The 23521-nt window shown below is 65.0% G+C and carries 19 protein-coding genes; 9 read left to right on the top strand and 10 right to left on the bottom strand.

The features are described from left to right. Positions 1 to 91: 91 nt before the first annotated feature. Both I6F37_RS22370 and I6F37_RS22365 read left to right on the top strand, forming a co-directional pair. The gene (locus I6F37_RS22370; RefSeq protein WP_109144463.1) at positions 92 to 964 is read left to right on the top strand and encodes an SDR family oxidoreductase; all 873 of its coding nucleotides are present in this window, start codon (positions 92 to 94) and stop codon (positions 962 to 964) included. A 297-nt stretch (positions 965 to 1261) separates the two neighbouring features. Continuing rightward, positions 1262 to 2839: a fatty acid--CoA ligase gene (locus tag I6F37_RS22365; RefSeq protein ID WP_225113543.1), complete on the top strand. Its 1578-nt coding sequence runs from the start codon at positions 1262 to 1264 to the stop codon at positions 2837 to 2839. A gap of 114 nt (positions 2840 to 2953) precedes the next feature. Here I6F37_RS22365 and I6F37_RS22360 read toward each other — a convergent pair whose 3' ends face one another. Continuing rightward, positions 2954 to 4228: an acyl-CoA dehydrogenase family protein gene (locus I6F37_RS22360; protein WP_225152710.1), complete on the bottom strand. Its 1275-nt coding sequence runs from the start codon at positions 4226 to 4228 to the stop codon at positions 2954 to 2956. Between the two features lie 211 nt (positions 4229 to 4439). Here I6F37_RS22360 and I6F37_RS22355 point away from each other — a divergent pair, with 211 nt between their 5' ends. Next, positions 4440 to 5219: an enoyl-CoA hydratase-related protein gene (locus I6F37_RS22355; RefSeq protein WP_036016254.1), complete on the top strand. Its 780-nt coding sequence runs from the start codon at positions 4440 to 4442 to the stop codon at positions 5217 to 5219. A 250-nt stretch (positions 5220 to 5469) separates the two neighbouring features. Here the strand turns inward: I6F37_RS22355 and I6F37_RS22350 are convergent, their stop codons facing one another. The 3 genes from I6F37_RS22350 to I6F37_RS22340 are packed head-to-tail and all read right to left on the bottom strand — an operon-like array spanning position 5470 to position 7622. Continuing rightward, on the bottom strand, positions 5470 to 5847 hold the full coding sequence (locus tag I6F37_RS22350) for a DUF6285 domain-containing protein (RefSeq protein WP_036016253.1): 378 nt from the start codon (positions 5845 to 5847) through the stop codon (positions 5470 to 5472). 3 nt (positions 5848 to 5850) lie between these two features. Further along, on the bottom strand, positions 5851 to 6837 hold the full coding sequence (locus I6F37_RS22345; protein WP_225152708.1) for a phosphotransferase family protein: 987 nt from the start codon (positions 6835 to 6837) through the stop codon (positions 5851 to 5853). Further along, positions 6834 to 7622: an enoyl-CoA hydratase/isomerase gene (locus tag I6F37_RS22340; protein WP_036044702.1), complete on the bottom strand. Its 789-nt coding sequence runs from the start codon at positions 7620 to 7622 to the stop codon at positions 6834 to 6836. The genes I6F37_RS22345 and I6F37_RS22340 overlap by 4 nt, the downstream gene beginning before the upstream one ends. 166 nt (positions 7623 to 7788) lie before the next feature. On the opposite strand from I6F37_RS22340, the gene I6F37_RS22335 reads away from it, so the two are divergent. From I6F37_RS22335 to I6F37_RS22320, 4 genes are all read left to right on the top strand, one after another. Then, on the top strand, positions 7789 to 8568 hold the full coding sequence (locus I6F37_RS22335) for an SDR family NAD(P)-dependent oxidoreductase (RefSeq protein WP_036044683.1): 780 nt from the start codon (positions 7789 to 7791) through the stop codon (positions 8566 to 8568). A 105-nt stretch (positions 8569 to 8673) separates the two neighbouring features. After that, entirely contained in the window at positions 8674 to 9054 is a 381-nt protein-coding gene (locus I6F37_RS22330) for a VOC family protein (protein ID WP_036023004.1), read from the top strand. Positions 9055 to 9430: 376 nt separating this feature from the next. Further along, complete coding sequence (locus I6F37_RS22325; RefSeq protein WP_036016245.1) at positions 9431 to 10708, top strand: acyl-CoA dehydrogenase family protein; 1278 nt, start codon at positions 9431 to 9433, stop codon at positions 10706 to 10708. 168 nt (positions 10709 to 10876) lie between these two features. Then, positions 10877 to 11491, top strand: coding sequence for a flavin reductase family protein (locus I6F37_RS22320; protein ID WP_036016244.1), 615 nt, complete (start codon positions 10877 to 10879; stop codon positions 11489 to 11491). A gap of 195 nt (positions 11492 to 11686) precedes the next feature. Here I6F37_RS22320 and yghU read toward each other — a convergent pair whose 3' ends face one another. Continuing rightward, complete coding sequence (gene yghU, locus I6F37_RS22315) at positions 11687 to 12559, bottom strand: glutathione-dependent disulfide-bond oxidoreductase (RefSeq protein ID WP_036016242.1); 873 nt, start codon at positions 12557 to 12559, stop codon at positions 11687 to 11689. 282 nt (positions 12560 to 12841) lie between these two features. On the opposite strand from yghU, the gene I6F37_RS22310 reads away from it, so the two are divergent. Beyond that, complete coding sequence (locus I6F37_RS22310; RefSeq protein ID WP_225152707.1) at positions 12842 to 13975, top strand: nitronate monooxygenase; 1134 nt, start codon at positions 12842 to 12844, stop codon at positions 13973 to 13975. Positions 13976 to 14098: 123 nt separating this feature from the next. Beyond that, positions 14099 to 15607 carry an acetyl-CoA acetyltransferase gene (locus I6F37_RS22305; RefSeq protein ID WP_036016236.1) on the top strand — a complete coding sequence of 503 codons (1509 nt, stop codon included), beginning with the start codon at positions 14099 to 14101 and terminating at the stop codon, positions 15605 to 15607. A 140-nt stretch (positions 15608 to 15747) separates the two neighbouring features. Here the strand turns inward: I6F37_RS22305 and I6F37_RS22300 are convergent, their stop codons facing one another. The 5 genes from I6F37_RS22300 to otnI form a co-directional block, all read right to left on the bottom strand. Then, the gene (locus I6F37_RS22300) at positions 15748 to 17442 is read right to left on the bottom strand and encodes a methyl-accepting chemotaxis protein (protein WP_036016234.1); all 1695 of its coding nucleotides are present in this window, start codon (positions 17440 to 17442) and stop codon (positions 15748 to 15750) included. A gap of 229 nt (positions 17443 to 17671) precedes the next feature. Further along, a complete protein-coding gene (locus I6F37_RS22295; RefSeq protein ID WP_225152705.1) occupies positions 17672 to 19360 on the bottom strand; it encodes a methyl-accepting chemotaxis protein in 1689 nt (562 codons plus the stop codon). Between the two features lie 244 nt (positions 19361 to 19604). Beyond that, a complete protein-coding gene (locus I6F37_RS22290) occupies positions 19605 to 21296 on the bottom strand; it encodes a methyl-accepting chemotaxis protein (protein WP_225152703.1) in 1692 nt (563 codons plus the stop codon). A 168-nt stretch (positions 21297 to 21464) separates the two neighbouring features. Beyond that, positions 21465 to 22739 carry a 3-oxo-tetronate kinase gene (gene otnK / locus I6F37_RS22285; protein WP_036004948.1) on the bottom strand — a complete coding sequence of 425 codons (1275 nt, stop codon included), beginning with the start codon at positions 22737 to 22739 and terminating at the stop codon, positions 21465 to 21467. Next, positions 22736 to 23518, bottom strand: a complete 783-nt coding sequence (otnI, locus tag I6F37_RS22280) for a 2-oxo-tetronate isomerase (RefSeq protein WP_036043197.1) — start codon at positions 23516 to 23518, stop codon at positions 22736 to 22738. Before otnI ends, otnK begins: the two co-directional genes overlap by 4 nt. Between the last annotated feature and the right edge of the window lie 3 nt (positions 23519 to 23521).

Raw genomic sequence — 23521 nt, 5'->3', positions numbered from 1 at the left:
CCTGTTCTTGTCAGTGCCGCTTTACAGGACGCCGGCGGCCGGATTTAGTCAATCGACCAATTAACTGACAATCCCTACGGGGGAAACAGCCATGTTCAAGGAAAATCTTCTGGCCGGCCGGCGCATTCTCGTGACCGGCGGCGGCACCGGTCTCGGCAAATCGATGGCGGCGCGTTTTCTCCAGCTCGGCGCCGAGGTGCACATTTGCGGTCGGCGCAAGATCGTGTGCGACGAGACCGCAACCGAGCTGATGGATCTCTACGGCGGCCGCGTCACCAGCCACGGCGTCGACATCCGCAACGCGCTCGCAGTCGAGGAGATGATCGAGAGCATCTTCCGCGATGGCCCCCTCACCGATCTCATCAACAATGCCGCCGGCAATTTCATCTCGCGGACCGAGGAGCTCTCGCCGCGCGGCTTCGATGCGGTCGCCAACATCGTCATGCATGGCACGTTCTACGTGACACATGCGGTCGGCAAGCGCTGGATCGCCTTGAAGCAGCCCGGCAACGTCGTCTCGATCACCACAACCTGGGTGCGCAACGGCTCGCCTTACGTGGTGCCCTCGGCGATGAGCAAGTCGGCGATCCACGCCATGACGATGTCGCTTGCCACCGAATGGGGACGACACGGCATCCGCCTCAACACCATCGCCCCGGGCGAGATCCCGACCGAGGGCATGAGCAAGCGCATAAAGCCCGGTGACGAAGCCGGCGCGCGCACCAAGGCGATGAACCCGATGGGCCGCGTCGGCACCATGGAGGAACTGCAGAACGTGGCCGTGTTCCTGATCTCCGGCGGCTGCGACTGGATCAACGGCGAGACCATCGCCATGGACGGCGCCCAGGCGCTCGCCATGGGCGGCAACTTCTACCAGCTCCGCGACTGGAGCGACGACGACTGGAAGACCGCGCGCGAGAGCATCATGGCGCAGAACGAGAAGGACCGCGCGAAGCGGGGATGACGGCGCATTGCAAATGCGCGGACATGTAAGGGGCTGACGTTTTCACCACGCCCCCAGTTGTCGTCCCCGCCTAGTGCGCAAAGCGCACGAGGGCGGGGACCCATAACCACAGGGAGCAGTCGTGGCGCGAGACAGGTAACTGCGTGTCTTCGCCAAACAACTTCCTGTGGCTATGGGTCCGGATCTGCGCGCGCTTGAGGCGCGCGGTTGTCCGGGACGACAGCGGAGCCCATCTTGTCTTCACCGGCGGATGACGCCACACTCCCGGGCATAAAAACAAACGCCTGCGGGAGAAACATGTCCACACAGAAACTGGCGAACCTCGCCGACATGGTGCGCGAGCGTGCAAAGAGCCGCGGCAGCGCCATCGCCTATGAATTCGAGGGCCGCACCACCAGCTTCGCCGAGTTCGACGCCAAGTCCAACAAGGTCGCGAACGCGCTCCTCGCGATGGGCGTGAAGAAGGGCGACCGCATCGCCTATCTCGGCAAGAACAGCGACATCTATTTCGAGCTCCTGATGGGTGCGATGAAGGCTGGCGTCGTGATGGCGCCGGTGAACTGGCGGCTGGCAGGGCCCGAGGTCGCCTTCATCGTCTCGGATTGCAGGGCGCCGGTGCTGTTCGTCGGGCCGGAGTTCATCACTCAAGTGCGCCAGATCCGGGAGCAGATACCAAGCGTGCGCACCGTCATCACCACCGAGGGCGGCGCGCCGGAATGGCCGGATTTTACGGCATGGCGCGATGCGCAGAGCGGCGATGATCCGAAGGTGCCGATCGACACCACGGACATCGCGATCCAGCTCTACACGTCGGGCACGACGGGCAAGCCGAAGGGCGCGATGTTGTCGCATGCCAACTTCCTCAACCTGGTGCAATCCGGCAATGCCGAGGACAAGCCGGAGTGGAACCGGTGGTCGACCGACGATGTCTCGCTGGTGGCGATGCCGATCTTTCACATCGGCGGTTCGGGGTGGGGCGTCATGGGGCTCTATCACGGCGCCCGCGGCGTGATCGCGCGCGAGTTCGACCCGACCAAGGTTTTGGATTTCTTCGAGCAGTCGGGCATCACAAAACTGTTCATGGTGCCGGCGGCGATGCAGTTCGTGGTGCGGCAGCCACGCGCCAGGACGGTCGACTTCTCGCGGCTGAAATACATGCTGTACGGCGCCTCGCCGATTCCCGCAGCGCTGCTGAAGGAATGCATCGAGGTCTTCAAATGCGGCTTCGTGCAGCTCTACGGCATGACCGAGACCACCGGCACCATCGTCGCGCTGCCGCCGGAGGATCACGTCGAGGGGCTGGAGCGGATGCGCTCGGCCGGCAAGGCGCTGCCGGGCGTCGAGATCGCGATCCTGGATCCGGACGGCAAGCCGCTGCCGCCGCGGCAGGTCGGCGAAATCGCAACGCGCTCGGGCTCCAACATGGCCGGCTACTGGAACCTGCCGGAGGCGACCGCATCCACGCTGCGCAGCGACGGCTGGCTGCGCACCGGCGATGCCGGCTACATGGACGAGGACGGCTATCTCTACATCCATGACCGCATCAAGGACATGATCATCTCCGGCGGCGAGAACATCTATCCGGCCGAGGTCGAGAGCGCTCTGTGCGACCACCCCGATGTCGCGGAAGCCGCCGTGATCGGCGTGCCTGACGACAAATGGGGCGAAGCCGTGAAGGCGATCGTGGTGATGAAGCCGGGCAAGCAGGCGACTGCCACCGAGATCATCAACTTCACCCGGACGCGCATCGCCGGCTACAAGACGCCGAAGAGCGTGGAATTCCTGCCTGCGCTGCCGCGGAATCCGTCTGGCAAGATCCTGCGGCGGCAGCTGCGCGAGCCGTATTGGGCGGGGAAGGATCGGCGGGTGAATTGATTCCGTAGGGTGGGCAAAGGCGCGCCCTTCGCGCGCCGTGCCCACCGTTCTTACGATGCGACGGAGTGGTGGGCACGCTCCGCTTTGCCCACCCTACGATAGCAGTGCGAGCGTCTAATGCTTCCCCGGCCCCATATACCCGAACAGGAACCCCGCCACTTTCCGCATCTGGATCTCCTCACTGCCTTCGGTGATGCGGTAGCGGCGGTGGTGGCGATAGATGTGCTCGAACGGCTTGTGGCGTGAATAGCCCATGCCGCCATGGACCTGCATAGCGCGGTCGGCGGCCTCGCAGCAGAGGCGGTTTGCCCAATAATTGCACATCGAGACCCGGTCGGACAGGGTGCGCTCGATTTGCTCCTCATTGAGCTGGTCCATCTCCCAGGCGGTCTTGCGGATCAAGAGGCGCAGCATCTCGGCTTGGGTCGCAAGCTCGACCAGCGGGAACTGGATCGCCTGGTTCTCGGCCAGCGCCTTGCCGAACGGTTTGCGCTCACGCGCGTATTTCACACTCTCGTTGATGCAGTAGACCGCGGCGCCGAGCGAGCTTGCCGCCTGGCGAATGCGGTTCTGGTGCACGAAGCATTGCGCCAGCGACAGGCCGCGGCCGACCTCGCCAAACAGCGCATCCTCCGGCACGAACACGTCGGTGAAGCTGACGCGCGGATGATCGGTCGGCATGTTGAAGGTCCACATGTACTCCTCGACCTTCACACCATTGGTCTTCGCCGGCACCAGGAAGCAGGTGATGCCGCGGGCGTCGCCATCGTTGCCGCTGGTGCGCGCGAACAGCGCGCAGTGCGTGGCGACGTGCATGCCGGTCGTCCACATCTTCTCGCCGTTGATGATCCAGCCCTTGACGTTGTCGCGGGTGGCTGCCACCGCGCGCGTCTCCATGTGGGTGGCATCCGATCCGTGATGCGGCTCGGTCAGGCCAAAGGTGATGCGGTACTTGCCCCTGATCGAGCCGTCGATCATCGCCTTCTGGTCGTCGCGGCCGTAGCGGTCGAGCATGGTGACGACGGGGAAGTTGCCGACGATCGAATGCTCGTTCTGGAGGTCGTTGTGCAGGCCGAGACCCTTTGCGGCAAAATGCTCGCGGATCACGGCCATCCAGAGGTTGGAGCCGTCCTTGCCGCCATATTGCTTCGGCACAGGAAAGCGCAAATGCCCGGCGGCATCCGCGAGGTCCTTGGCCTTGCGCAACAGCGCCTCCCATTCGTGGCGCGGCAGGCCGCCATTCTCGAAATCGGTCCGCGCCCATTCGCGGCGATGGTCGAAGAAGCGGATGTTGTCGTCGGCCCGTTCCAGCGGCTTGATCTCGCGTTCGATGAAACGGTCGAGCTCTCCGAGATAGGCGACGAGATCGGCAGGCAATGAGAAATCCACAGGTTCTCTCCCGGATTGATTTTATCGTTTTGCGTTAAGGCGCTGGGCGCATTCTTGCTTGGTGCGATTAAGGTGAGAAGAGCGCGTGCAAGTCAAGCAAGCCGAGATGTGAGGAGCGCAAGGCGCGCCCGCGCAATTCGATGGTGCTCTGGCGCACCCGCACGGTAGTATGGGGCCACTATTCCTTCGAAAGAAAATCCGGGAGCGCGCGATGGAGCTGAAATTCTCAAAGGTGGAACGCAAGGGGCCGATCACGATCGTGACGCTGTCGCGGCCCGAGGTCTACAACGCGCTGCACACCGATGCGCATTTCGAGCTTCAGAAGGTGTTTGACGATTTCTCCGCCGATCCCGAGCAGTGGATCGCGATCGTCACGGGCAGCGGCGATAAGGCGTTCTGCGCCGGCAACGATCTGAAGTGGCAGGCAGCGGGGGGAAAACGCGGCTGGGACAAGGGCGGCTTCGCCGGCCTCACCTCACGCTTCGACTGCGACAAGCCGATCATCGCCGCGGTGAACGGCGTCGCGATGGGCGGCGGCTTCGAGATCGCGCTCGCCTGCGACCTCATCATCGCCGCGGAGAACGCGACCTTCGCCCTGCCCGAGCCGCGCGTCGGCCTTGCCGCGCTCGCCGGCGGCTTGCACCGGCTGCCGCGCCAGATCGGGCTGAAGCGCGCCATGGGCATGATCCTCACCGCGCGCCATGTCAGCGCCAAGGAAGGGCTCGAGCTCGGTTTCGTCAACGAGGTGGTGCCGCAGGGCGAGGCGCTCGCGGCCGCGCTGCGCTGGGCCGAGATGATCGCCAAGAATTCGCCGATGTCGATCCGGGCCTCGAAGCAGGCGATTCAGAAGGGGCTTGGCGTGTCGCTGGAGCAGGCGATCGCGGAGCAACGGGACTATCCGGCCGTGCAGGCGATGGTCGCCTCGCAGGATTATATCGAGGGCCCGAAGGCGTTTTCCGAGAAGCGGCCGCCGAAATGGGTGGGAAAGTAGGAAACGGGTCTCCCCACTCGTCATTCCGGAGCGCGCCGACAGGCGCGAGCCCGGAATCCATTGAGCGACAGAACGTGCGGATGAATGGATTCCGGGTTCGTCGCTTCGCGACGCCCCGGAATGAGCGGAGAGAGGAGCGCCCCCTCTCTCAACACTGTCATTGCGAGCGTAGCGAAGCAATCCAGGCTGCCCAGCAGAGACAGTCTGGATTGCTTCGTCGCAAGGGCTCCTCGCAATGACGGGGAGAGACCTACCCGCTTCGCCCTAGTTCGCGCTTGTACGAGGCATAATTCGGCTGATCGACCGCCAGCTTGTCCATCGTGGTTGCCCACAGGTGCTCGGCGAGGCCTGGGGTCGCGAGATCCATCTCCCCGCTCGCGATGCGATGTGCGAGAACACGGTTGAGCTCCATGACCGAGCCGTCGATGCCGAGCAGCGCGCGCAGGCGCTCCACCTCCTTCGCATCGCTTCCCTCCTCCCGCGTCAGCTGCCGCGTGACGAGGTCGAGGATGTTGATGGCGACGCGCAGCTTGAAGGCTTGGTGGCCGGAGATCAGCGGCGTGATGTCGCTGCGGAGGAAATCGGCGACTGCCTTGGTCAGCTCGATCGGGGTCGGCTCGTCCTGCATGTGTCAGCTCCCGCGCGGCGCCAGAAGCCGCAACAGATCGATCTCGGTCTCGCTGGCGCGGCGGCCGATCATGGCGCGCTCCATGGAATGGTCGGGCCCCTCGCGAAAGCGCTGCATCATGCCGCCGCACATGATGCCCCAGCGCAGCGTGCCCATCACTTCCCAGAACTTGACGCGCTCAGGGTCGACCTTGCGGCCCGAAGCCTCGTAACCGGCGAACAATTCCTCGCGCGAGCCAAAGCCGCCGACGGGCTTGTCGATCTCGCCGAAGCGCCAGGAGTTCACGCAGACCCAGCCGAGGTCCTCCATGGGATCGCCGAGATGGGCGAGCTCCCAGTCGAGCACGGCGCGAACGCCGTCGGCGCCGATGATAAGATTGCCGTTGCGGAAGTCGCCGTGCACGAGCGTGGTCTCGGCCGAAGGGCCGGGATCGTGGTCGCGGAGCCAGCGCAGCGCCAGCTCGAACACGGGCTTGGGCCAGTTCAGGCTGCGATAGTCGCGCTCGAACTCGGCGATCTCCTGGGTCGCGCCCCTGCTGCGCAACGCAGGCAATTTGTCCTGCGGCAGCCGATGCAGACCTGCGAGAATGCCGCCGATCTGCCGCGCCAGACGCGGCCGCGCCGCCGCATACTCTTGATCGCGAAGAATCTTGCGCGCGATGGTCTCGCCCTCGACGCGCTGCATGATGAAGCCGGTGCCGAGATCGTCCTCCGGCACCAGCACATGCAGGACGCGGGGCGACGGCACGCCGGCCTCATAGGCGAGCTGCATCAACTGCGCTTCCGCGGCAAGACCGGCCGCGCGGGTCGGCGCGGCGCCATAGCCCTTTGGTGAGCGCCGCAGGATCGCGCCGATCGGCCCGTCGGGATGGGAGATGTCGAAGCGCCAGGTTTCCTGGCTGGCGCCGCCGGAGAGCTTTGCCGCACAGGTCGCGCCGGTCGCCCCTTTGCACCAGCGCTGGACGCTGCGTGAAAGCGCCGCCTCGATCATTTGCCCTTGAACTGCGCGGGCCGCTTCTCGAGGAAGGCGCCGACGCCCTCGCGGAAATCCTCGGTGTCGCCGGCGCGGAGCTGGCACTGGAATTCCAGATTGAGCTGATCCTCGAAGGAATTTTCCGGGCTGTCCCAATAGAGCTTGCGGATCAGCGACAGCGCCACGGTCGGCCCGCTGGCGAGATCGCGCGCCAGCTTCATCGCTTCCTCCATCAAGACGCCGTCATCATAGACGCGGTTGACAAGGCCCCATTCCAGCGCCTTCTCGGCCGGCAGGCGCTCGCCCATCAACGACAATTCGATCGAGCGCGCGCGGCCGACGAGGCGCGGCAACAGCCAGGTCGAGCCGCAATCCGGCACGAGGCCGATGCGGCGGAAGGCCTGCAGGAAATAGGACGAGCGCGCGCATAGGATCATGTCGCCGAGCAGCGCGAAGCTCATGCCGGCGCCGGCGGCCGGGCCATTGACCGCGGTGACGATCGGGCAGTGCAGGTTGCGGATGCGGCGCAGGAAGGGATGAAAGCCGGTCTCCAGCGTAAGGCCGGCCTTGGTCTTCTTCGCCTGGTTGTTGCGGCCTTGCAGATTGGCGCCCGTGCAGAACGCCCGCCCCGCACCGGTCAGCACCACGCAGCGCACCTCGTCCTTCTTCTCCTCGATCGCATCGAGCGCCTCGGAAAGACCGCCCAGCATGTCGACGGAGACCGCGTTCATCACCTCCTGATGGTCGAGCTTGAGGATCGCGACCGAGCCATCGAAGTCGAGCGTGACGTGTTTGAACTGCATGGTTTCCTCATCAGTTGCGGCCCGCACCAGTTTCGCAGGCCGGAATTCGTTTTGCCGGGGCGCATATTTGATTTTTGGCGCGGTCTTGTCCATGGTGATCGGAGCATAGCAAGCAATCTTGTGCGCAGCGGCTGATGCGCCGCAGTCAAAAAACAGGAAACGCGCCATGAACCTCTTCGACCTTTCCGGCCGCGTGGCCGTGATCACCGGTGGCAATGGCGGCATCGGGCTCGGTATCGCGCAGGCGCTCGCGGGCCAGGGCTGCAACGTCTCGATCTGGGGCCGCAATGCTGACAAGAACAAGGCCGCTGCCGCGAGCATGGAGGGCCTGTCCGGCAAGGTCGACAGCCGGGTCTGCGACGTCACCGATCCGGCCTCGGTCGCTTCAGCGATGAAGGCGACGCTCGACACCTTCGGCCGGGTCGATGGCTGCTTCGCCAATGCGGGCATCGGCGGCGGTGGCCGGCGCGCCTTCATCGAGCGCACCGAGGAGGAATGGCGCACGATGTTCGCGACCAATCTCGACGGCGTGTTCCACGCGTTCCAGGCCGCCGCCAAGCACATGACGGATCGCGCCAATGCCGGCGATCCCTTTGGCCGGCTGGTCGCGACCTCGAGCCTCGCCTCGATCTTCGGCACGGCGCGCAACGAGCATTATGCCGCGACCAAGGCCGCCATCAACGCGCTGGTGCGCGCGCTCGGCGTCGAGCTGGCACGTCACGGCGTCACCGCCAATGCAATCCTGCCGGGCTGGATCAAGAGCGACATGACCGCAGGGCTCATGGCGAACGACAAGTTCGTAGCCAACGTGATGCCGCGGATTCCGATGCGGCGCTTCGGCGAAGCCTCCGATTTCGGCGGCATCGCGGTTTATCTGATGAGCAAGGCGTCGTCGTATCACACCGCGGATACGTTCGTGATCGACGGCGGCTATACCGCGTTTTGATTCTCGTAGCCCGGATGGAGCGCAGCGAATCCGGGACGGCCAAAAGCAAGCAGACCCGGATTTCGCTCTGCTCCATCCGGGCTACAACACTGAGGGAACGGGCAAATGTTTTCACACGTCATGATCGGCACCAACGACCTGGACAAGGCCAAGGCGTTCTACGACCAACTGCTCGGCACGCTCGAGGTGCGGCCGGCCAGGGTCGACGGCCACCGCATCTTCTACATCACCAAGACCGGAGTGTTCTCGGTATCGAAGCCGATCAACGGCGAGCCGGCGACCTGCGCCAACGGCGGCACGATCGGCTTTGCCGCCAATTCGCCGGAACAGGTCGATGCGTGGCACGCGGCGGGCGTTGCAGCCGGCGCAAAATCGATCGAGGATCCGCCCGGCATTCGCCAGGGCCCGGGCGGCAAGCTCTATCTGGCCTACCTGCGCGATCTCGATGGCAACAAGATCTGCGCGATGCATCGGATGGCGAACTAGCCACATCCACTGCTGTCATTCCCCGCGACCCGGCTACGCCAAGGCTTCGCCAGGGTTGAGGTCCAGGGGCGCCGAAGCTTTAGCGTAGGCGGCAGGCGGGGAATCCAGTACGCCGCAGCTACTCTGTTCAATCACTGCCGTCTCGGAGTACTGGATCGCCCGCCCCAGTGCGCAAGTGCGCACAAGGCGGGCGATGACGGCGGAGAGCGTGGCGCGGGCGTGCCCAGTGCGCCGCGCCCATTCAAACAACATTTCAAACGGCCTTGCGATATTCCATCGCATGGCATGGCCTCACGCGTGAAAATGCGCCCTCGCACTTTGCCGACGCTGCGACTATTCTTGCGCACAACACATTCTAGCGATCCCGGGAGGACCAATGACAAAACACACCTACATTCCCCGCACCACCAACTACACGCTCAATCCCGGCGACGAGCTCAACGACTTGCGGATGTCGGACCAGGTCCGGCCGCTTTACGATCACGTCAAGAAGTTCATCCGCGATACCGTCGAGCCGATGTCGATCGAGTTCGCCAAGGCCGGCGAGGGCAAGGAAGATCGCTGGAGCTTTACGCCGAAGCAGCTCGAGGTGCTGGAGAAGGCCAAGAACAAGGCCAAGCAGGAAGGCCTTTGGAATTTCTTCCTGCCCGATGACGAGACCGGCCAGGGCCTGAAGAATCTCGACTACGCCTATATCGCGGCCGAGCTCGGCAAGAGTCCGCTGGCCTCGGAGACCATGAACTGCTCGGCGCCCGACACCGGCAACATGGAGGTGCTGGAACGCGTCGGCACCAAGGAGCAGAAGGAGAAATGGCTGAAGCCGCTGCTCAACGGCGAAATCCGCTCGGCCTATGTCATGACCGAGCCGAACGTCGCCTCCTCCGACGCCAAGAACATCTCGACCACCGCGAAACTGGTCGGCGACGAATGGGTGATAAACGGCGAGAAGTACTACATCTCGGGTCTCGGCGATCCCCGCTGCAAGATCCTCATCGTGATGGTGAAGACCAATCCGGACGCGGCGCCGAGCAAGCAGCAGTCGCAGATCCTGGTGCCGCGCGACACGCCCGGCGTCGAGGTGCTCGGTCCCATGTACGTGTTCGGCCAGGACCACGCCCCGCGCGGCCACATGCACATGCGCTTCAACAATGTGCGCGTGCCGAAGGAGAACATCCTGCTCGGCGAAGGCCGTGGCTTCGAGATCTCGCAGCTCCGCCTCGGCCCCGGCCGCATCCATCACTGCATGCGCACCATCGGCAAGGCCGAGAAGGCGCTCGACCTGATGGTGCAGCGTGGCCTCACCCGTGAGGCCTTTGGCAAGAAGATCGCCCATCTCGGCGGCAACATGCAGATCATCGCGCAGGCGCGCTGCGAGATCGAGGCGATGCGGCTGATGGTGCTGAAAGCGGCGAAGGCAATGGACGTGCTCGGCAACAAGGAGGCCCGCGTCTGGGTCTCCATGGTCAAGGCCATGGTGCCCGAGCGCGCCTGCAGGATCATCGATCAGGCCATCCAGATGCACGGCGCCACCGGCATCTCGCACTGGACCCCGCTCGCCGAGATGTACCAGGACGTGCGGCACCTGCGCTTCGCCGACGGTCCGGACGAGGTGCACTGGATGGTGGTGGGCCGCCACGAGCTGAGCATGGCGTAAGGCGCCTTATCTCTTTCCCCTCTCCCCGCTTGCGGGGAGAGGGTGAGGGGGATTCTCCGCGAGGACGGTGACAGTCGGACTCGCGGAGAGCCCCCTCACCCGCCGCGCATTCCGCGCATCGGCCTCTTCCCGCAGGCGGGGAGAGGCGAAGAAAGCCGAGGAGCCCCAATGGACTACGCCGCCAGCGAGCTGACGCCACGCGAGCGCTACAAGGTGCTGACGTCGTTCATTCTGCCGCGGCCGATCGCGTGGGTGACCACGCTCGGGCCGACCGGCGTGGTCAACGCCGCCCCGTTCAGCTTCTTCAACGCCTTCTGCGAGGATCCGCCGCTCTGCATGTTCGCGGCCAACCGCAAGCCGAACGGCGAGGACAAGGACACGTTTCTCAACATCCAGCGCACCGGTGAATTCGTGGTCAACCTCACGGACGAGCCGCTGGCGCGGGCGATGCACGAGAGCAGCGGCGATTTTCCGCCTGAGATCAGCGAGCCCGATTATCTCGGGCTGAAGCTTGCGCCCTCGACGAAGATCGGGGTGCCACGGCTAGCTGACACGCCCTGGGCGATGGAGTGCAAGCTCTGGAAGCTGATCGACGTCAACGACGATCGCCGGCTGATCATGGGCGAAGGCCTCCACTTCCACATCCGCGACGAGCTCTGGGACGACAAGGCGATGCGGGTGCACATGGACCGCTATCACCCGATCGGCCGCATGTTCGCCGACCGTTACTGCCGCACCGATGACCGCGTGGTGTTTCCGGCGGCGGAGGGCATGAAGAAATAGGCCGCAGCAACGGTGCGCTCCCTCGCCCCATTCCTACGGGGCCGCGACGAGCTCGGCTCGCGCTGAGAGGGTTGGGGTGAGGGGCCTTTCTCCACGCGCGAGACTGTCGAGGGACCTGTACCCCCTCACCCGAATTCGATCTGCAATCGAATTCGACTTCTCCCCACTTGCGGGGAGAGGTGATGAACCCGTCAGCTACGTTGCGGGCACGAGCTTGTCCTGGGTCTTGGTCTCGAAGTCGCTCGCGTCGTGGCGCTCGTGGAGCTGGCTGGCGGGATCGCCGGAGACCCGGTTGACCATGCGGCCGCGCTTCACGGCGGGGCGCTGCGCAATCTGGTCGGTCCAGCGCTGCACGTTCTTGTAGTCCTGCACCGACAGAAATTCGCCGGCGCCATAGACGAGCCCCTTGGCGAGCGCGCCATACCAGGGCCACACCGCGATGTCGGCGATGGTGTAGTCCTTGCCCGCGAGATATTCGTTGTCGGCGAGACGCCGGTCGAGCACGTCGAGCTGGCGCTTGGTCTCCATTGCGAAACGGTCGATGGCGTATTCGATCTTGGTCGGCGCATAGGCATAGAAATGGCCGAAGCCGCCGCCGAGATAGGGCGCGCTGCCCATTTGCCAGAACAGCCAGGACATCGCCTCGGTGCGGGCCTTGACGTCCTTCGGCAGGAAGGCGCCGAACTTCTCGGCGAGGTAGAACAGGATCGAGCCTGACTCGAACACCCGGACAGGCTCGGGGCCGGAACGGTCCATCAGCGCCGGGATCTTGGAATTGGGATTGATGTCGACGAAGCCGCTGCCGAACTGGTCGCCATTGCCGATCCTGATCAGCCAGGCGTCATATTCGGCGCCCTTGTGGCCGAGCGCCAGGAGCTCCTCCAGCATCACAGTGACCTTGACCCCGTTCGGCGTCGCCAGCGAGTAGAGCTGAAGCGGGTGCTTGCCGACCGGCAGCTCCTTGTCGTGGGTGGGGCCGGCAATGGGTCGGTTGATGTTGGCGAATTGCCCGCCGTTCTCCTTGTTCCAGGTCCAGACTTTGGGCGGCACGTAAGGGGCATCGGTCATGCGGGGCTCCGGGCAAAAAGATGCGTCTGCATTAATTAGCCCGCAAACGGCCGATGACAAGGGCGCCGCAATGCATTGCCGGATGGGACAACTCTGCGTTTTGTCATGGCAGCCCCTCCCCTCCGTCATTCCGGGGTGCCCGCAGGGCCTGCGGCGCGCGGATAGAGCGACGTCTATACACAAGATGCCTCGCCAGATCCGGCATGTCATCGATCCGCTAGCGTCACTTTGCTTTGCCCGCGAAAGCAACGAGAATGCGAAGCCTGCCGCCGGGAGAGAGCCATGAAATCGCCGATCTGCGACATGCTGGGGATCGAATTCCCGCTGCTCGCCTTCAGCCATTGTCGCGACGTCGTTGCCGCCGTCAGCCGCGCCGGCGGCTTCGGCGTGCTGGGCGCGACCGTGCATACGCCGGATACGCTCGAGCGTGAGCTGAAATGGATCGACGATCACGTCGACGGCAAGCCCTACGGCATCGACGTGCTGATCCCGGAAAACATCTCGACGGCCGGCGAGAAGGACGTCACCTGGAAGAGCCTGGAAGCGCGCGTGCCGCAGGAGCACCGCAACTACACGCGCGATCTCCTGAAGAAGTACGACATCGAGCTGACCACCACCGAGGTCGCGGACAACCAGCCGCAGCCGTTCGACGGCAAGACCGCGCTTCAGCTGCTCGAGGTCTCCTTCAATCATCCGATCCGCCTGATCGCCAATGCGCTGGGCGTGCCGCCGAAGGCGATGATCGAGATGGGCAAGAAGCACGGGGTGCCGGTTGCAGCGCTGGTCGGCGCCAAGGAGCACGCGCTGCGCCAGGTCGCCGCCGGCGTCGACATCCTCGTGGTGCAGGGCACCGAGGCCGGCGGCCATTGCGGCGAGGTTTCGACCATGGTGCTGGTGCCGGAGGTGATCAAGGCGATCAAGCCGATCCGCGACGTGCCGGTGCTGGCGGCCGGCGGCATCATGACGGGGCAGCAGATGGCGGCCTGCATGGCGATGGGCGCGGCCGGCGCCTGGACCGGCTCGGTGTGGCTGGCCACGGTCGAGTCCGAGACAAGCGAGATCTTTCGCGAGAAGATGATCGCGGCATCCTCGCGCGATGCGGTGCGTTCGAAGGGCCGCACCGGCAAGCCGGCCCGGCAGCTCCGCTCAGTCTGGACCGACGCCTGGGACCGCGCGCCGGATAGCCCGGGCGCGCTTCCGATGCCGTTGCAAAGCATCATTAGCCGCGACGCCTTCCATTCGATCGACCGAGCCGCCGCAAGCGGCAACGCCAAGGCGCGCGATCTCGTCAGCTATTTCGTCGGCCAGGGCGTCGGCCTGATCGACAGCGTGAAATCGGCGGGTGCGGTGGTACAGGAGTTCAAGCAGGATTTCGCCGAAGCCGTCGAGCACATGAATGCGCTGGTGGCGGAGTGACGATCCCACTTGTCATTGCGAGCGCAGCGAAGCAATCCAGACTGCCTCCGCGGAAAGATCCTGGATTTCTTCGCTGCGCTCGCAATGACGAACAACTGACATCGTGAACTGAAGCAAGAAGAAATGACCAATATCCCCGAAGACCGCATCCCCGTCATCGTCGGCATCGGCGAGATCGTCGATCGCCCGAAGGAGATCGCCGAGGGTCTCGAACCGCTCGACCTGCTCGAACAGGCGCTGCGGCGGGCTGAACAAGACGCCGGCGCAAAGCTGCTCGGCGAGGTGCAATCGCTCGACGTCGTCAATTTCCTGAGCTGGCGCTATCGCGATCCGGAGCAGCTCCTGGCGCAGCGCCTCGGCATCTCGCCCGCGCATTGCTATTACGGCCCAGTCGGCGGCGAGAGCCCGATCCGCTACATCCACGAGGCGGCCAAGCGCATCGCGCGCGGCGAGTGCAGCGTGGCGGCGGTGTGCGGCGCGGAAGCGCAATCGAGCGCGACCAAGGCGGAGCGCGCCGGCGTCAAGCTGCCGTGGACGCCGTTCGCCCATGACGTCGAGGAACCCAAGCGCGGCGCGGCGTTCCAGAAGCCCTTAGCAGTGAAGCTCGGCGTATTTCGGCCTGTGACCGTCTATCCGTTCTATGAGGCGGCCTCCTCGGCGCATTGGGGGCAGACGCCGCGCGAAGCCATGGCGGAATCAGGCACGCTGTGGTCGCGCTATTCGGAAGCCGCCGCGGAGAATCCATACGCCTGGCTGAAGCGGCGTTATGCGCCGGAGGAGATCACGACGCCGACCGCAGACAACCGGCTGATCGCCTGGCCCTACAACAAGCTGATGGTGGCCAATCCCAGCGTCAACATGGGCGGTGCGCTGCTGCTCACCAGTCTCGCCAAGGCACGCGCGGCCGGGATCGCCGAAGACAAACTGGTCTACCCGCTCGGCGGTGCCTCGGCGGAAGAGCCGCGCGACTATCTGATGCGCGACCAGTTTTACGAGAGCCACCCGCAGAATGCCGTGCTCAAGAGCGTGATGGACCTCGCCGGCGGCGACCGCAAGACCTTCGACGCGATCGAGCTCTACAGCTGCTTCCCCTGCGTGCCCAAGATGGCGCGGCGGACGCTGGGCTTGGGCCCCGACGTGCAGCCGACCGTGACCGGTGGCCTCACCTTCTTCGGCGCGCCGCTCAACACCTACATGACGCATGCGGCCTGCGCGATGGTGCGGCGACTGCGCGACGGCGCCAAGCTCGGCCTGCTCTATGGCCAGGGCGGCTTCGTCACCAAGCACCACGCGCTGGTGGTGTCGAAGACGGCGCCGCGCGAGGTGCTGGTGCAGGAAACGAGCGTGCAGGCCGATGCGGACCGCAACAATCGCGCAGTGCCGGAGTTCGTCGCGGAGGCCACTGGCAAGGGCACGGTCGAGAGCTTCACCGTGCTTTACGGCCGCGGCGGCAATATCGAGCATGGCGTCGTGATGCTGCGGACAGAGGACGATCGCCGCACGCTGGCGCGGGTCCCGGCGAGCGACGGCGCGACGCTGGCGCATCTGCTCGCCATGGATCGCACCCCGGTCGGCTCGCTCGGCGAAATCGCTATGGCAGAAGATAACGTGCCCGAGTGGCGGGTGGCGTGATCTCGTAGGGTGGGCAAAGCGAAGCGTTCCCACGGCCTTCGTGTGATCCGGAAAGAATGGTGGGCACGGCGCAAGAGCGCCTTTGCCCACCCTACGAGATCTCAGCCCTTCGGCGCCTGTTTTTCCGACGCGGTCGAGAGTCAGGCGGCGCGAACCGAGTTCAGGAACTTGCCGACCTCGAGCTTGAGGCGGTTGGAATCGCGGGACAGCATCTGGGCCGCCGACAGCACCTGCGTGGACGCTGATCCCGTCTCCGAGGCGCCGCGCTGCACGTCGCCGACGTTGGACGAGACCTGCTGGGTGCCCAGGGCGGCCTGCTGCACGTTGCGGGCGATCTCCTGGGTCGCTGCGCCCTGCTGCTGCACGGCCGTCGCGATGGCCGAAGCGATCTCCGACAGACGCGCGATGGTGCCGCTGATCTCCCCGATGGCGCTGACCGAATCCTGCGTCGCCGCCTGGATGCCGCCGACCTGCTGGCCGATCTCGCCGGTGGCCTTGGCCGTCTGCTCGGCGAGCGCCTTGACCTCGGAGGCCACCACCGCGAAGCCGCGGCCGGCTTCGCCAGCCCGCGCCGCCTCGATGGTAGCGTTGAGTGCCAGCAGGTTGGTCTGGCCGGCAATCGCATTGATGAGCTCGACGACATCGCCGATCCGCGCCGCAGCCCGCGACAGCTCGCTAACACGCTCGGTGGTGGCATGCGCCTGGCTGACCGCCTCGCTCGCGATCCGGGAGGAATCCTGCACCTGCCGCCCGATCTCGCGCACCGAGGACGACATCTCCTCGGCAGCCGAAGCCACCGAATGGACATTGCTGGAGGCGGCCTCCGAGCCGGACGCAACTACCGTGGCCAGCTCCTGCGCCCGGCCCGCGGTCGAGGACAGGGTCGAGGCCGATGCCTCAAGCTCAGTCGCGGCGGCCGATACGGTCTCGACGATTTCCCCGATCGCCGCCTCGAAACCGTCGGCAAGCTTGGTCATGTCGGCCTTGCGCTGCGCCTCGGCGCGGCGCTGCACCGCCTGCACCTCGTCGCGGCTGAAACGGACGATGGTCTGCACGGTCTGAAGGTTGCGCAGCGCCTCGCCGATCTCGTTGTCGCGCTCGATCACGATGCGATTGTCAAGCTTGTCCTGCACGAGGTTGACCAGCGTGTCGTTGAGCTGCCGCATCGGTCCCTGAATAGCACGCATGGTCGCAAGGCCTGCGAAGCCGACGATAGCCGCACCGGCGACAGCCAGCAGCGACAGGATCAGGCTGGTCGAACCGCCGGTGGCGACCGCGCCACCGATGCCGAGCGCGAGCATGAACAGCGACTGCAGCACCATCATCGTGATCAGGCGCGCCTTCAGCGTCCCGGTAAAGATGCTGAAGTGGTCGAGCCAGGAGCGGCGGCGGATGATGCCGGCGTCGATGCGATAGCCATGCGGCTTCTTCTCGCGGATGGCGGCATAGACCTCTTCGGCGAGCTTGCGCTGGTCGGCCGGCAGCTTGGTGCGGATCGACGTATAGCCCTTGACCTCGCCGTTCTCGCGGATCGGAGAAGCCGTCGCCAGCACCCAATAGAAGTCGCCGTTCTTGCGGCGGTTCTTGACTGCGCCGAGCCAGGGCTTGCCGGCCTTCAGCGTGTCCCAGAGATTGTCGAATGCCTCCGGCGGCATGTCCGGGTGACGAACGATATTGTGCGGCTGGCCCATCAGTTCCGCGGACGTGAAGCCGGCGGCCGCGAGGAAGTCCTCGTTGAAGTACGTGAGCTTGCCCTTCAGATCGGTCCGCGAAACGATCAACGTCTCATCACTGACCGGATATTCAACGGTGGTGACGGGAAGATTCTTGCGCATCAGAGCCCCCAAACAATGCGATATGCGTTCATTCCAGACAGGACGGCCGCTGTTCGAGGCGTCTTCCCTCAATTCTCGTAAGGCGAATTTAACTATCCATGAAATGGGCGCCCCGTATGTTTACGGTCGGCTCCCCATGATCCTACCGCCAGACGACATCACGCTACCGCAGAAAAAAAGAGCGGCGCATTTGGCACCGCTCCTGGTTTGATCAATCCACGGCCGCGCCTTACGCGGCGCGGACGTTGGTCAGGAACTTGCTGACCTCACTCTTCAGCCGGCCGGAATCGTTCGACAGCATTTGCGCCGCCGACAGCACCTGCGAGGAGGCCGTGCCGGTCTCGGTCGCGCCGCGCTGCACGTCGGTGATGTTGGACGACACCTGCTGGGTGCCCTGCGCCGCCTGCTGCACGTTGCGGGCAATCTCCTGCGTCGCGGCGCCCTGCTCTTCCACCGCAGCCGCGATGGCCGACGAGATCTCCGACAGGCGCTCGATGGTCGAGGAGATCTCCTTGATGGCGCCGACGGAATCGTTGGTCGCCGCCTGGATGCCGGAAATCTGCTGGCCGATCTCGCCGGTCGCCTTCGCGGTCTGCTCGGCGAGCGCCTTCACCTCGGAGGCGACGACGGCAAAGCCGCGGCCGGCTTCGCCGGCGCGCGCCGCCTCGATGGTGGCGTTGAGCGCCAGCAGGTTGGTCTGGCCGGCGATGGTGTTGATCAACTCGACCACGTCGCCGATGCGCGCGGCGGCCTTGGACAATTCGCTGACGCGCTCGGTGGTGGCACGGGCCTGACCGACTGCATCGCCCGCCATCCGCGCTGATTCCTGCACCTGGCGGCTGATCTCGCCGACCGACGAGGCCATCTCCTCGGTCGCCGAGGCCACCGACTGCACGTTGGTGGAGGCTTCCTCCGAAGCGCCGGCCACCGTGGTCGCGAGCTTCTGGGACCGCTCGGCCGTACCTGTGAGGGTGGTGGCCGATGCTTCCAGCTGGGTCGATGCCGACGACACTGTTCCGATGATCTGGCCGACGGCGCTCTCGAAGTCGTCGGCGAGCCTGACCATGTCGCGTTTGCGCTGCTCGGCATTGCGACGCTCGGTTTCAGCCTGTTCCGTCTTCAGCCGCTCGACCTCGATGGCATTGGTCTTGAACACCTGGACCGCCTGAGCCATCTCACCGATCTCGTCCTTGCGTTCGATACCCGATACGATCACCGAGGTGTCCCCATTCGCGAGAACACCCATCTCGGTCGTGATGCGCTGGATCGGGCGGGTGACCGCGAAGGCGACGCCGAAGGCGCCCACGAGCGAGAGCAGCAGGGTGACGAGGCCTCCGATCAGCATGGCCATGGTGGCGCTGGACGAGGCGGCGTCGGAGGCAGCCGCCCGCACTGACAACAGCGACCGCTCTTCCCTGTCCATTTCCTGGACGACAGCGCGGAGGCCATCCATCGACTTCTTGCCGGCTCCGGAAGCCTCGAGCTCACGCGCCTTCGCCTGGGTTGCCGGATCCTTCATCAGCGCGATTTCGCGCTGCGCGACGTTGGTTGCCCAGTCGTTGGCAAGCGCCTTGACCTGCTCGAGTCGCTTCTGCTGCGTGGCGTTGTCCGAGGTCAGGCTGCCGACTTTGGCCGCCGCAGTCTGAAATTGTTTCAGCCCGGCTTCGTAAGGAGCGAGAAAGCCGGCATCGCCAGACACGAGATAGCCGCGAACGCCGGTTTCCTGATTGACCATCGCACCGACAAGCTCGGAAAGCTGCTCCAGCACCTGATAGGTATGCACTGTCATCTTCGCCGTGGAATTCATTACGCTCAGCGAGTTGTAGATGGCTGCGGTGCTGCCGGCGACGACGAGACAGATCGCCGCGAATACGGCGGAAACCTTAATGGAAATACGAAGGTTGTTGATCCAAGACATTAAATCCTCCCCAATGCTGACGGTCGGGAGTTGCTGGTCCGGACCGGCTCCGATCGTGCTACGACTTCCGCCACGATCTTACCGTCGCTCAGGATTGTTAGGTTTAACGACGCTACGCAGTAGTACGGAGCTTTCGCTGAAGAGTACGTCGCAATTCTACGGGGATATCGACAGCGCAACGCGCGCAGGAAAAACTATGAGCGGCGCCGATGGCGCCGCCCTTGCTTGTGGAACCCACGTCTGTCTACGCGGCGCGGACGTTGGTCAGGAACTTGCTGACCTCGTTCTTCAGCCGGCCCGAATCATTCGACAGCATCTGCGCCGCGGACAGCACCTGCGAGGAGGCCGTGCCGGTCTCGGTCGCGCCGCGCTGCACGTCCGTGATGTTGGACGACACCTGCTGGGTGCCCTGCGCCGCCTGCTGCACGTTGCGGGCAATCTCCTGCGTCGCGGCGCCCTGCTCTTCCACCGCAGCCGCGATGGCCGACGAGATCTCCGACAAGCGCTCGATGGTCGAGGAGATCTCCTTGATGGCGCCGACGGAATCGTTGGTCGCCGTCTGGATGCCGGAGATCTGCTGGCCGATCTCGCCGGTCGCCTTCGCGGTCTGCTCGGCGAGCGCCTTCACCTCGGAGGCGACGACGGCAAAGCCGCGGCCGGCTTCGCCGGCGCGCGCCGCCTCGATGGTGGCGTTGAGCGCCAGCAGGTTGGTCTGGCCGGCGATGGTGTTGATCAACTCGACCACGTCGCCGATGCGCGCGGCGGCCTTGGACAATTCGCTGACGCGCTCGGTGGTGGCACGGGCCTGACCGACTGCATCGCCCGCCATCCGCGCTGATTCCTGCACCTGGCGGCTGATCTCGCCGACCGACGAGGCCATCTCCTCGGTCGCCGAGGCCACCGACTGCACGTTGGTGGAGGCTTCCTCCGAAGCGTCGGCCACCGTGGTCGCCAGCCGCTGCGAGCGGTCGGCGGTCGCGGTCAAGGTCGAGGCGGAGGCCTCTAACTGGGTCGAGGCCGATGACACGGTCTGGACGATCTCGCCGATCATCGTTTCGAATTCGCGGGTGATGTCGTCGACGCGGCGGCCGCGCTCGATCTTGGCTTCGGCGTCGGCCGCGGCGGCTTCGTCGGCGGCCTTCTTGGCGATCAACGCCTCCTTGAAGATCTGGAGCACGTCGGCCATGGCGCCGATCTCGGTCTTCTCGCCGCGATGCGGGACTTCGGCGGAGAGGTCGCCTCGGCCCAGGGCCTGCATCGGCAGGGTGATCGAGTTGATGCCGCTAGAGACGTCGCGGACGAGATAGAAGCTGACGGCGATGCCGATGACGATAGCAGCGCCGAGAATGGCCGAGACCAGCATGAAGGCGTAGGCGTAACTGTCGGCGGCGTCCTGGGCGGCCTGTTCTCCGCCTTTGGTGTTGAGCTCGATGTCCTTGGTCAGGACCTCGTCTGCCTGAAGACCGAGCTTGTTGACGGTCTTCGTATTCAGCTCCCGGGCCTCGTGTGGGATCTTGCCGGCTTCCTTGCGCGAGAGCGCCATCACCTCTTCGGTGCCCCTCTTGTAATCGTCCCAGAGCTTTGCCCATTGGGTGTAGAGCGCCCTCTCCTCCGGCGAGGTGATCATCGGCTCGTAGCGGCTGCGGTATTTGGCAAGCGCCTCGAGCACCGTCACGGCCGTCTTTTCGTTGGCGAGCTTCTCGTCCAGCGTGTCGGAAAGCATGTGCTGGCGGACCACGTTGCGATAGGTGATGACGCTCGCCCGAAGCTCGCCCAGCACCCGCACGCTGGGCATCCAATTCATCGTGATGTCGACCGTGTTGGCGTTCATCGACCGCATTTTCATGATGGCGAGCAGGCCCATGCCGGCCATCGCGACGAGCAGGAATGCCACGACACTGATGATCTTGGCGCGGATGGAAATGTTGGCGAACATAATCGGATCTCGTTGTGCTGGCGCGGATGCGCGTCGAAGCTCTAAGAATCAACCAAAGAGGAGCTGCGGCGACATCTGAGCGCAGAGCACCTGCGCAAATGTTAACTGCGGCTCCGTACGAGTACCGAAGCCGAAAGAAATGAACGATGGACTAAGGAGGCTCTGCGCTCAGCGCATGAGCCTAAGCGCGTCGGAGAAGAAGTCCGGACCGCCAAAGTTTCCAGATTTCAAAGCGAGCAACATCTCGCCGGAGCTTGCACCGACCGCGCGCAGCACCGGGACTCCCGCCGCGATTTCTACTCCTACGAGAAATCCAGGAATTTTCAACCGATCGACCACGGCGCCGGATGTCTCGCCACCGGCGACGATCAAGCGACGGACGCCGGCCTGCACCAGACCCTCGGCGATGCCGGCCATGGCCTGCTCGATGGCGTGGCCTGCGGCATCGCGGCCATGGCGCGCCTGCACGGCCGCAACGGCGTCCGGCGTCGCGCTCGAAGCGATCAGCACCGGACCTTCCGCAAGCCGCGGCCTCGCCCAGTCCAGCGCACGCTGCGCTTCAGCGGCGCCCGCGACGATCCGCTCCGGATCGAGATGAAGCACCGGCATGATGCGTTCGGCGCTGGCGATCTGCTGAAGCGTCGCCTGCGAGCAGCTGCCGGCAAGGCATGCCGCCAGGCCGCCGACGGCCGCGCCGGTTTCGCCGCTCGGCGCCGGCTTCACCTTGCCCGTCGACACCAGCGCGCGCGCAAGCCCGAGGCCCATGCCGGACGCGCCGACCGACAGAAGATGTTCAGCGGCGACGAGACCGATGGTCTCGAGGTCGCGGTCGAACACGGCGTCGATGATCGCGGCACCGATGCCCCTGGCGGCGAGCTCGGCCAGCCGTGCCCGCACGGCCTCCGCGCCGCGCGCGACGGTGGCGAGATCGACGAGGCCGATCTGCGTGCTGCTCTGGCGCGCCAGCACGCGCACCAGGTTGGAATCATGCATCGGGTTGAGCGGATGGTCCTTTAGCGGGCTCTCGCTGAGCGGCACGGCGCCGACGAACAGATTGCCCTGATAGACGGTGCGCCCGGTCTCCGGAAAGGCAGGCGTCACCAGCACGGCTCCCTCGCCGCAATCGGCGCGCAGCGCATCCATAACCGGACCGATATTGCCGGCGTCGGTGGAATCGAAGGTCGAGCAGATCTTGAACAGCACGTGGCCCACGCCGCGGTCGCGCAGCCATGTTTCAGCGGCGCGCGAGCGCGACACCGCGAGGCCGGCTTCGATCGAGCGGCTCTTCAGCGACACCACGACGGCATCGACCTCGGGCAGCGCGAGATCGTCGGCGGGCACGCCGATGGTCTGCACGGTGCGCAGGCCCGCGCGCGTCAGCGTGTTGGCGAGATCGGAGGCGCCGGTGTAGTCGTCGGCGATGCAGCCCAACGCAAGTGTCACGACTTCACTCCCGCATAAGGCTTGAACCAGGCAAGCCCATCGGTGGTCTTGCCGCGGGGATTGTATTCGCAGCCGACGAAGCCGGCATAGCCGAGCCGGTCGAGCTCATCGAACAGGAAGGGATAGTTCAGCTCCTCGCCATCGGGCTCGTTGCGCGAGGGAATGCTCGCGATCTGGATGTGGCCGATGATCGGCATCATCTCGCGCAGCCGCATGGTGACGTCGCCATGGATGATCTGGCAGTGATAGATGTCGAACTGGAGCTTCAGGTTCGCAAGCCTCAGCTCCTGGATCAGATCCCGCGCAAAGCCGAAATCGTTGAGGAAGTAGCCGGGCACGTTGCGCGCATTGATCGGCTCGATCACGATGTCGATGCCGTGCGGCGCGAAGAACTCGGCGGCCCAGGCCACCGATTTGTAGAAGGCCTCGATCGCGACGCGCTCGCCGCGATTGGCGATGCCGGCCATCAGGTGCAGGCGCTTGACGCCCGTCGCCTTGGCATAAGGCAGCGCCGTCTCCAGGCTCGCCTTGAGATCGGAAAAGCGCGATGGCAGCGCCGCAAAGCCCTTCTCGCCGGCGTTCCAGTCGCCCGGCGGCAGGTTGAACAGCGCCTGGGTCAGGCCGTTGCGCTTGAGCCGTTCGCCGACGGCCTCGGCGGCATGCTCGTACGGAAACAGGAATTCCACCGCGGTGAAGCCCGCTTGCGCGGCGGCGTCGAAGCGGTCGAGGAACGGCACCTCGGTGAACATCATCGAGAGATTGGCGGCGAAACGGGGCATTGG

The sequence above is a fragment of the Bradyrhizobium sp. NBAIM08 genome (assembly GCF_020193935.1).
GTDB classification, from domain to species: Bacteria; Pseudomonadota; Alphaproteobacteria; order Rhizobiales; family Xanthobacteraceae; genus Bradyrhizobium; species Bradyrhizobium yuanmingense.
The sequence above is the reverse complement of the archived record's forward strand: the minus strand, read 5'-3'. Positions and strand labels throughout refer to the sequence as shown.

Excerpts from the sequence above, each read along its gene's own strand:
- I6F37_RS22340 (WP_036044702.1), bottom strand. The coding sequence starts at position 7,622 with ATGCAGTTCAAACACGTCACGCTCGACTTCGATGGCTCGGTCGCGATC.
- I6F37_RS22320 (WP_036016244.1), top strand. The coding sequence starts at position 10,877 with ATGGACTACGCCGCCAGCGAGCTGACGCCACGCGAGCGCTACAAGGTG.
- otnI (WP_036043197.1), bottom strand. The coding sequence starts at position 23,518 with ATGCCCCGTTTCGCCGCCAATCTCTCGATGATGTTCACCGAGGTGCCG.
- I6F37_RS22300 (WP_036016234.1), bottom strand. The coding sequence starts at position 17,442 with ATGCGCAAGAATCTTCCCGTCACCACCGTTGAATATCCGGTCAGTGAT.
- I6F37_RS22310 (WP_225152707.1), top strand. The coding sequence starts at position 12,842 with ATGAAATCGCCGATCTGCGACATGCTGGGGATCGAATTCCCGCTGCTC.
- I6F37_RS22330 (WP_036023004.1), top strand. The coding sequence starts at position 8,674 with ATGTTTTCACACGTCATGATCGGCACCAACGACCTGGACAAGGCCAAG.
- I6F37_RS22345 (WP_225152708.1), bottom strand. The coding sequence starts at position 6,837 with ATGATCGAGGCGGCGCTTTCACGCAGCGTCCAGCGCTGGTGCAAAGGG.
- I6F37_RS22370 (WP_109144463.1), top strand. The coding sequence starts at position 92 with ATGTTCAAGGAAAATCTTCTGGCCGGCCGGCGCATTCTCGTGACCGGC.
- I6F37_RS22295 (WP_225152705.1), bottom strand. The coding sequence starts at position 19,360 with ATGTCTTGGATCAACAACCTTCGTATTTCCATTAAGGTTTCCGCCGTA.
- I6F37_RS22325 (WP_036016245.1), top strand. The coding sequence starts at position 9,431 with ATGACAAAACACACCTACATTCCCCGCACCACCAACTACACGCTCAAT.
- I6F37_RS22365 (WP_225113543.1), top strand. The coding sequence starts at position 1,262 with ATGTCCACACAGAAACTGGCGAACCTCGCCGACATGGTGCGCGAGCGT.
- I6F37_RS22335 (WP_036044683.1), top strand. The coding sequence starts at position 7,789 with ATGAACCTCTTCGACCTTTCCGGCCGCGTGGCCGTGATCACCGGTGGC.
- I6F37_RS22290 (WP_225152703.1), bottom strand. The coding sequence starts at position 21,296 with ATGTTCGCCAACATTTCCATCCGCGCCAAGATCATCAGTGTCGTGGCA.
- yghU (WP_036016242.1), bottom strand. The coding sequence starts at position 12,559 with ATGACCGATGCCCCTTACGTGCCGCCCAAAGTCTGGACCTGGAACAAG.
- I6F37_RS22355 (WP_036016254.1), top strand. The coding sequence starts at position 4,440 with ATGGAGCTGAAATTCTCAAAGGTGGAACGCAAGGGGCCGATCACGATC.
- I6F37_RS22305 (WP_036016236.1), top strand. The coding sequence starts at position 14,099 with ATGACCAATATCCCCGAAGACCGCATCCCCGTCATCGTCGGCATCGGC.
- I6F37_RS22350 (WP_036016253.1), bottom strand. The coding sequence starts at position 5,847 with ATGCAGGACGAGCCGACCCCGATCGAGCTGACCAAGGCAGTCGCCGAT.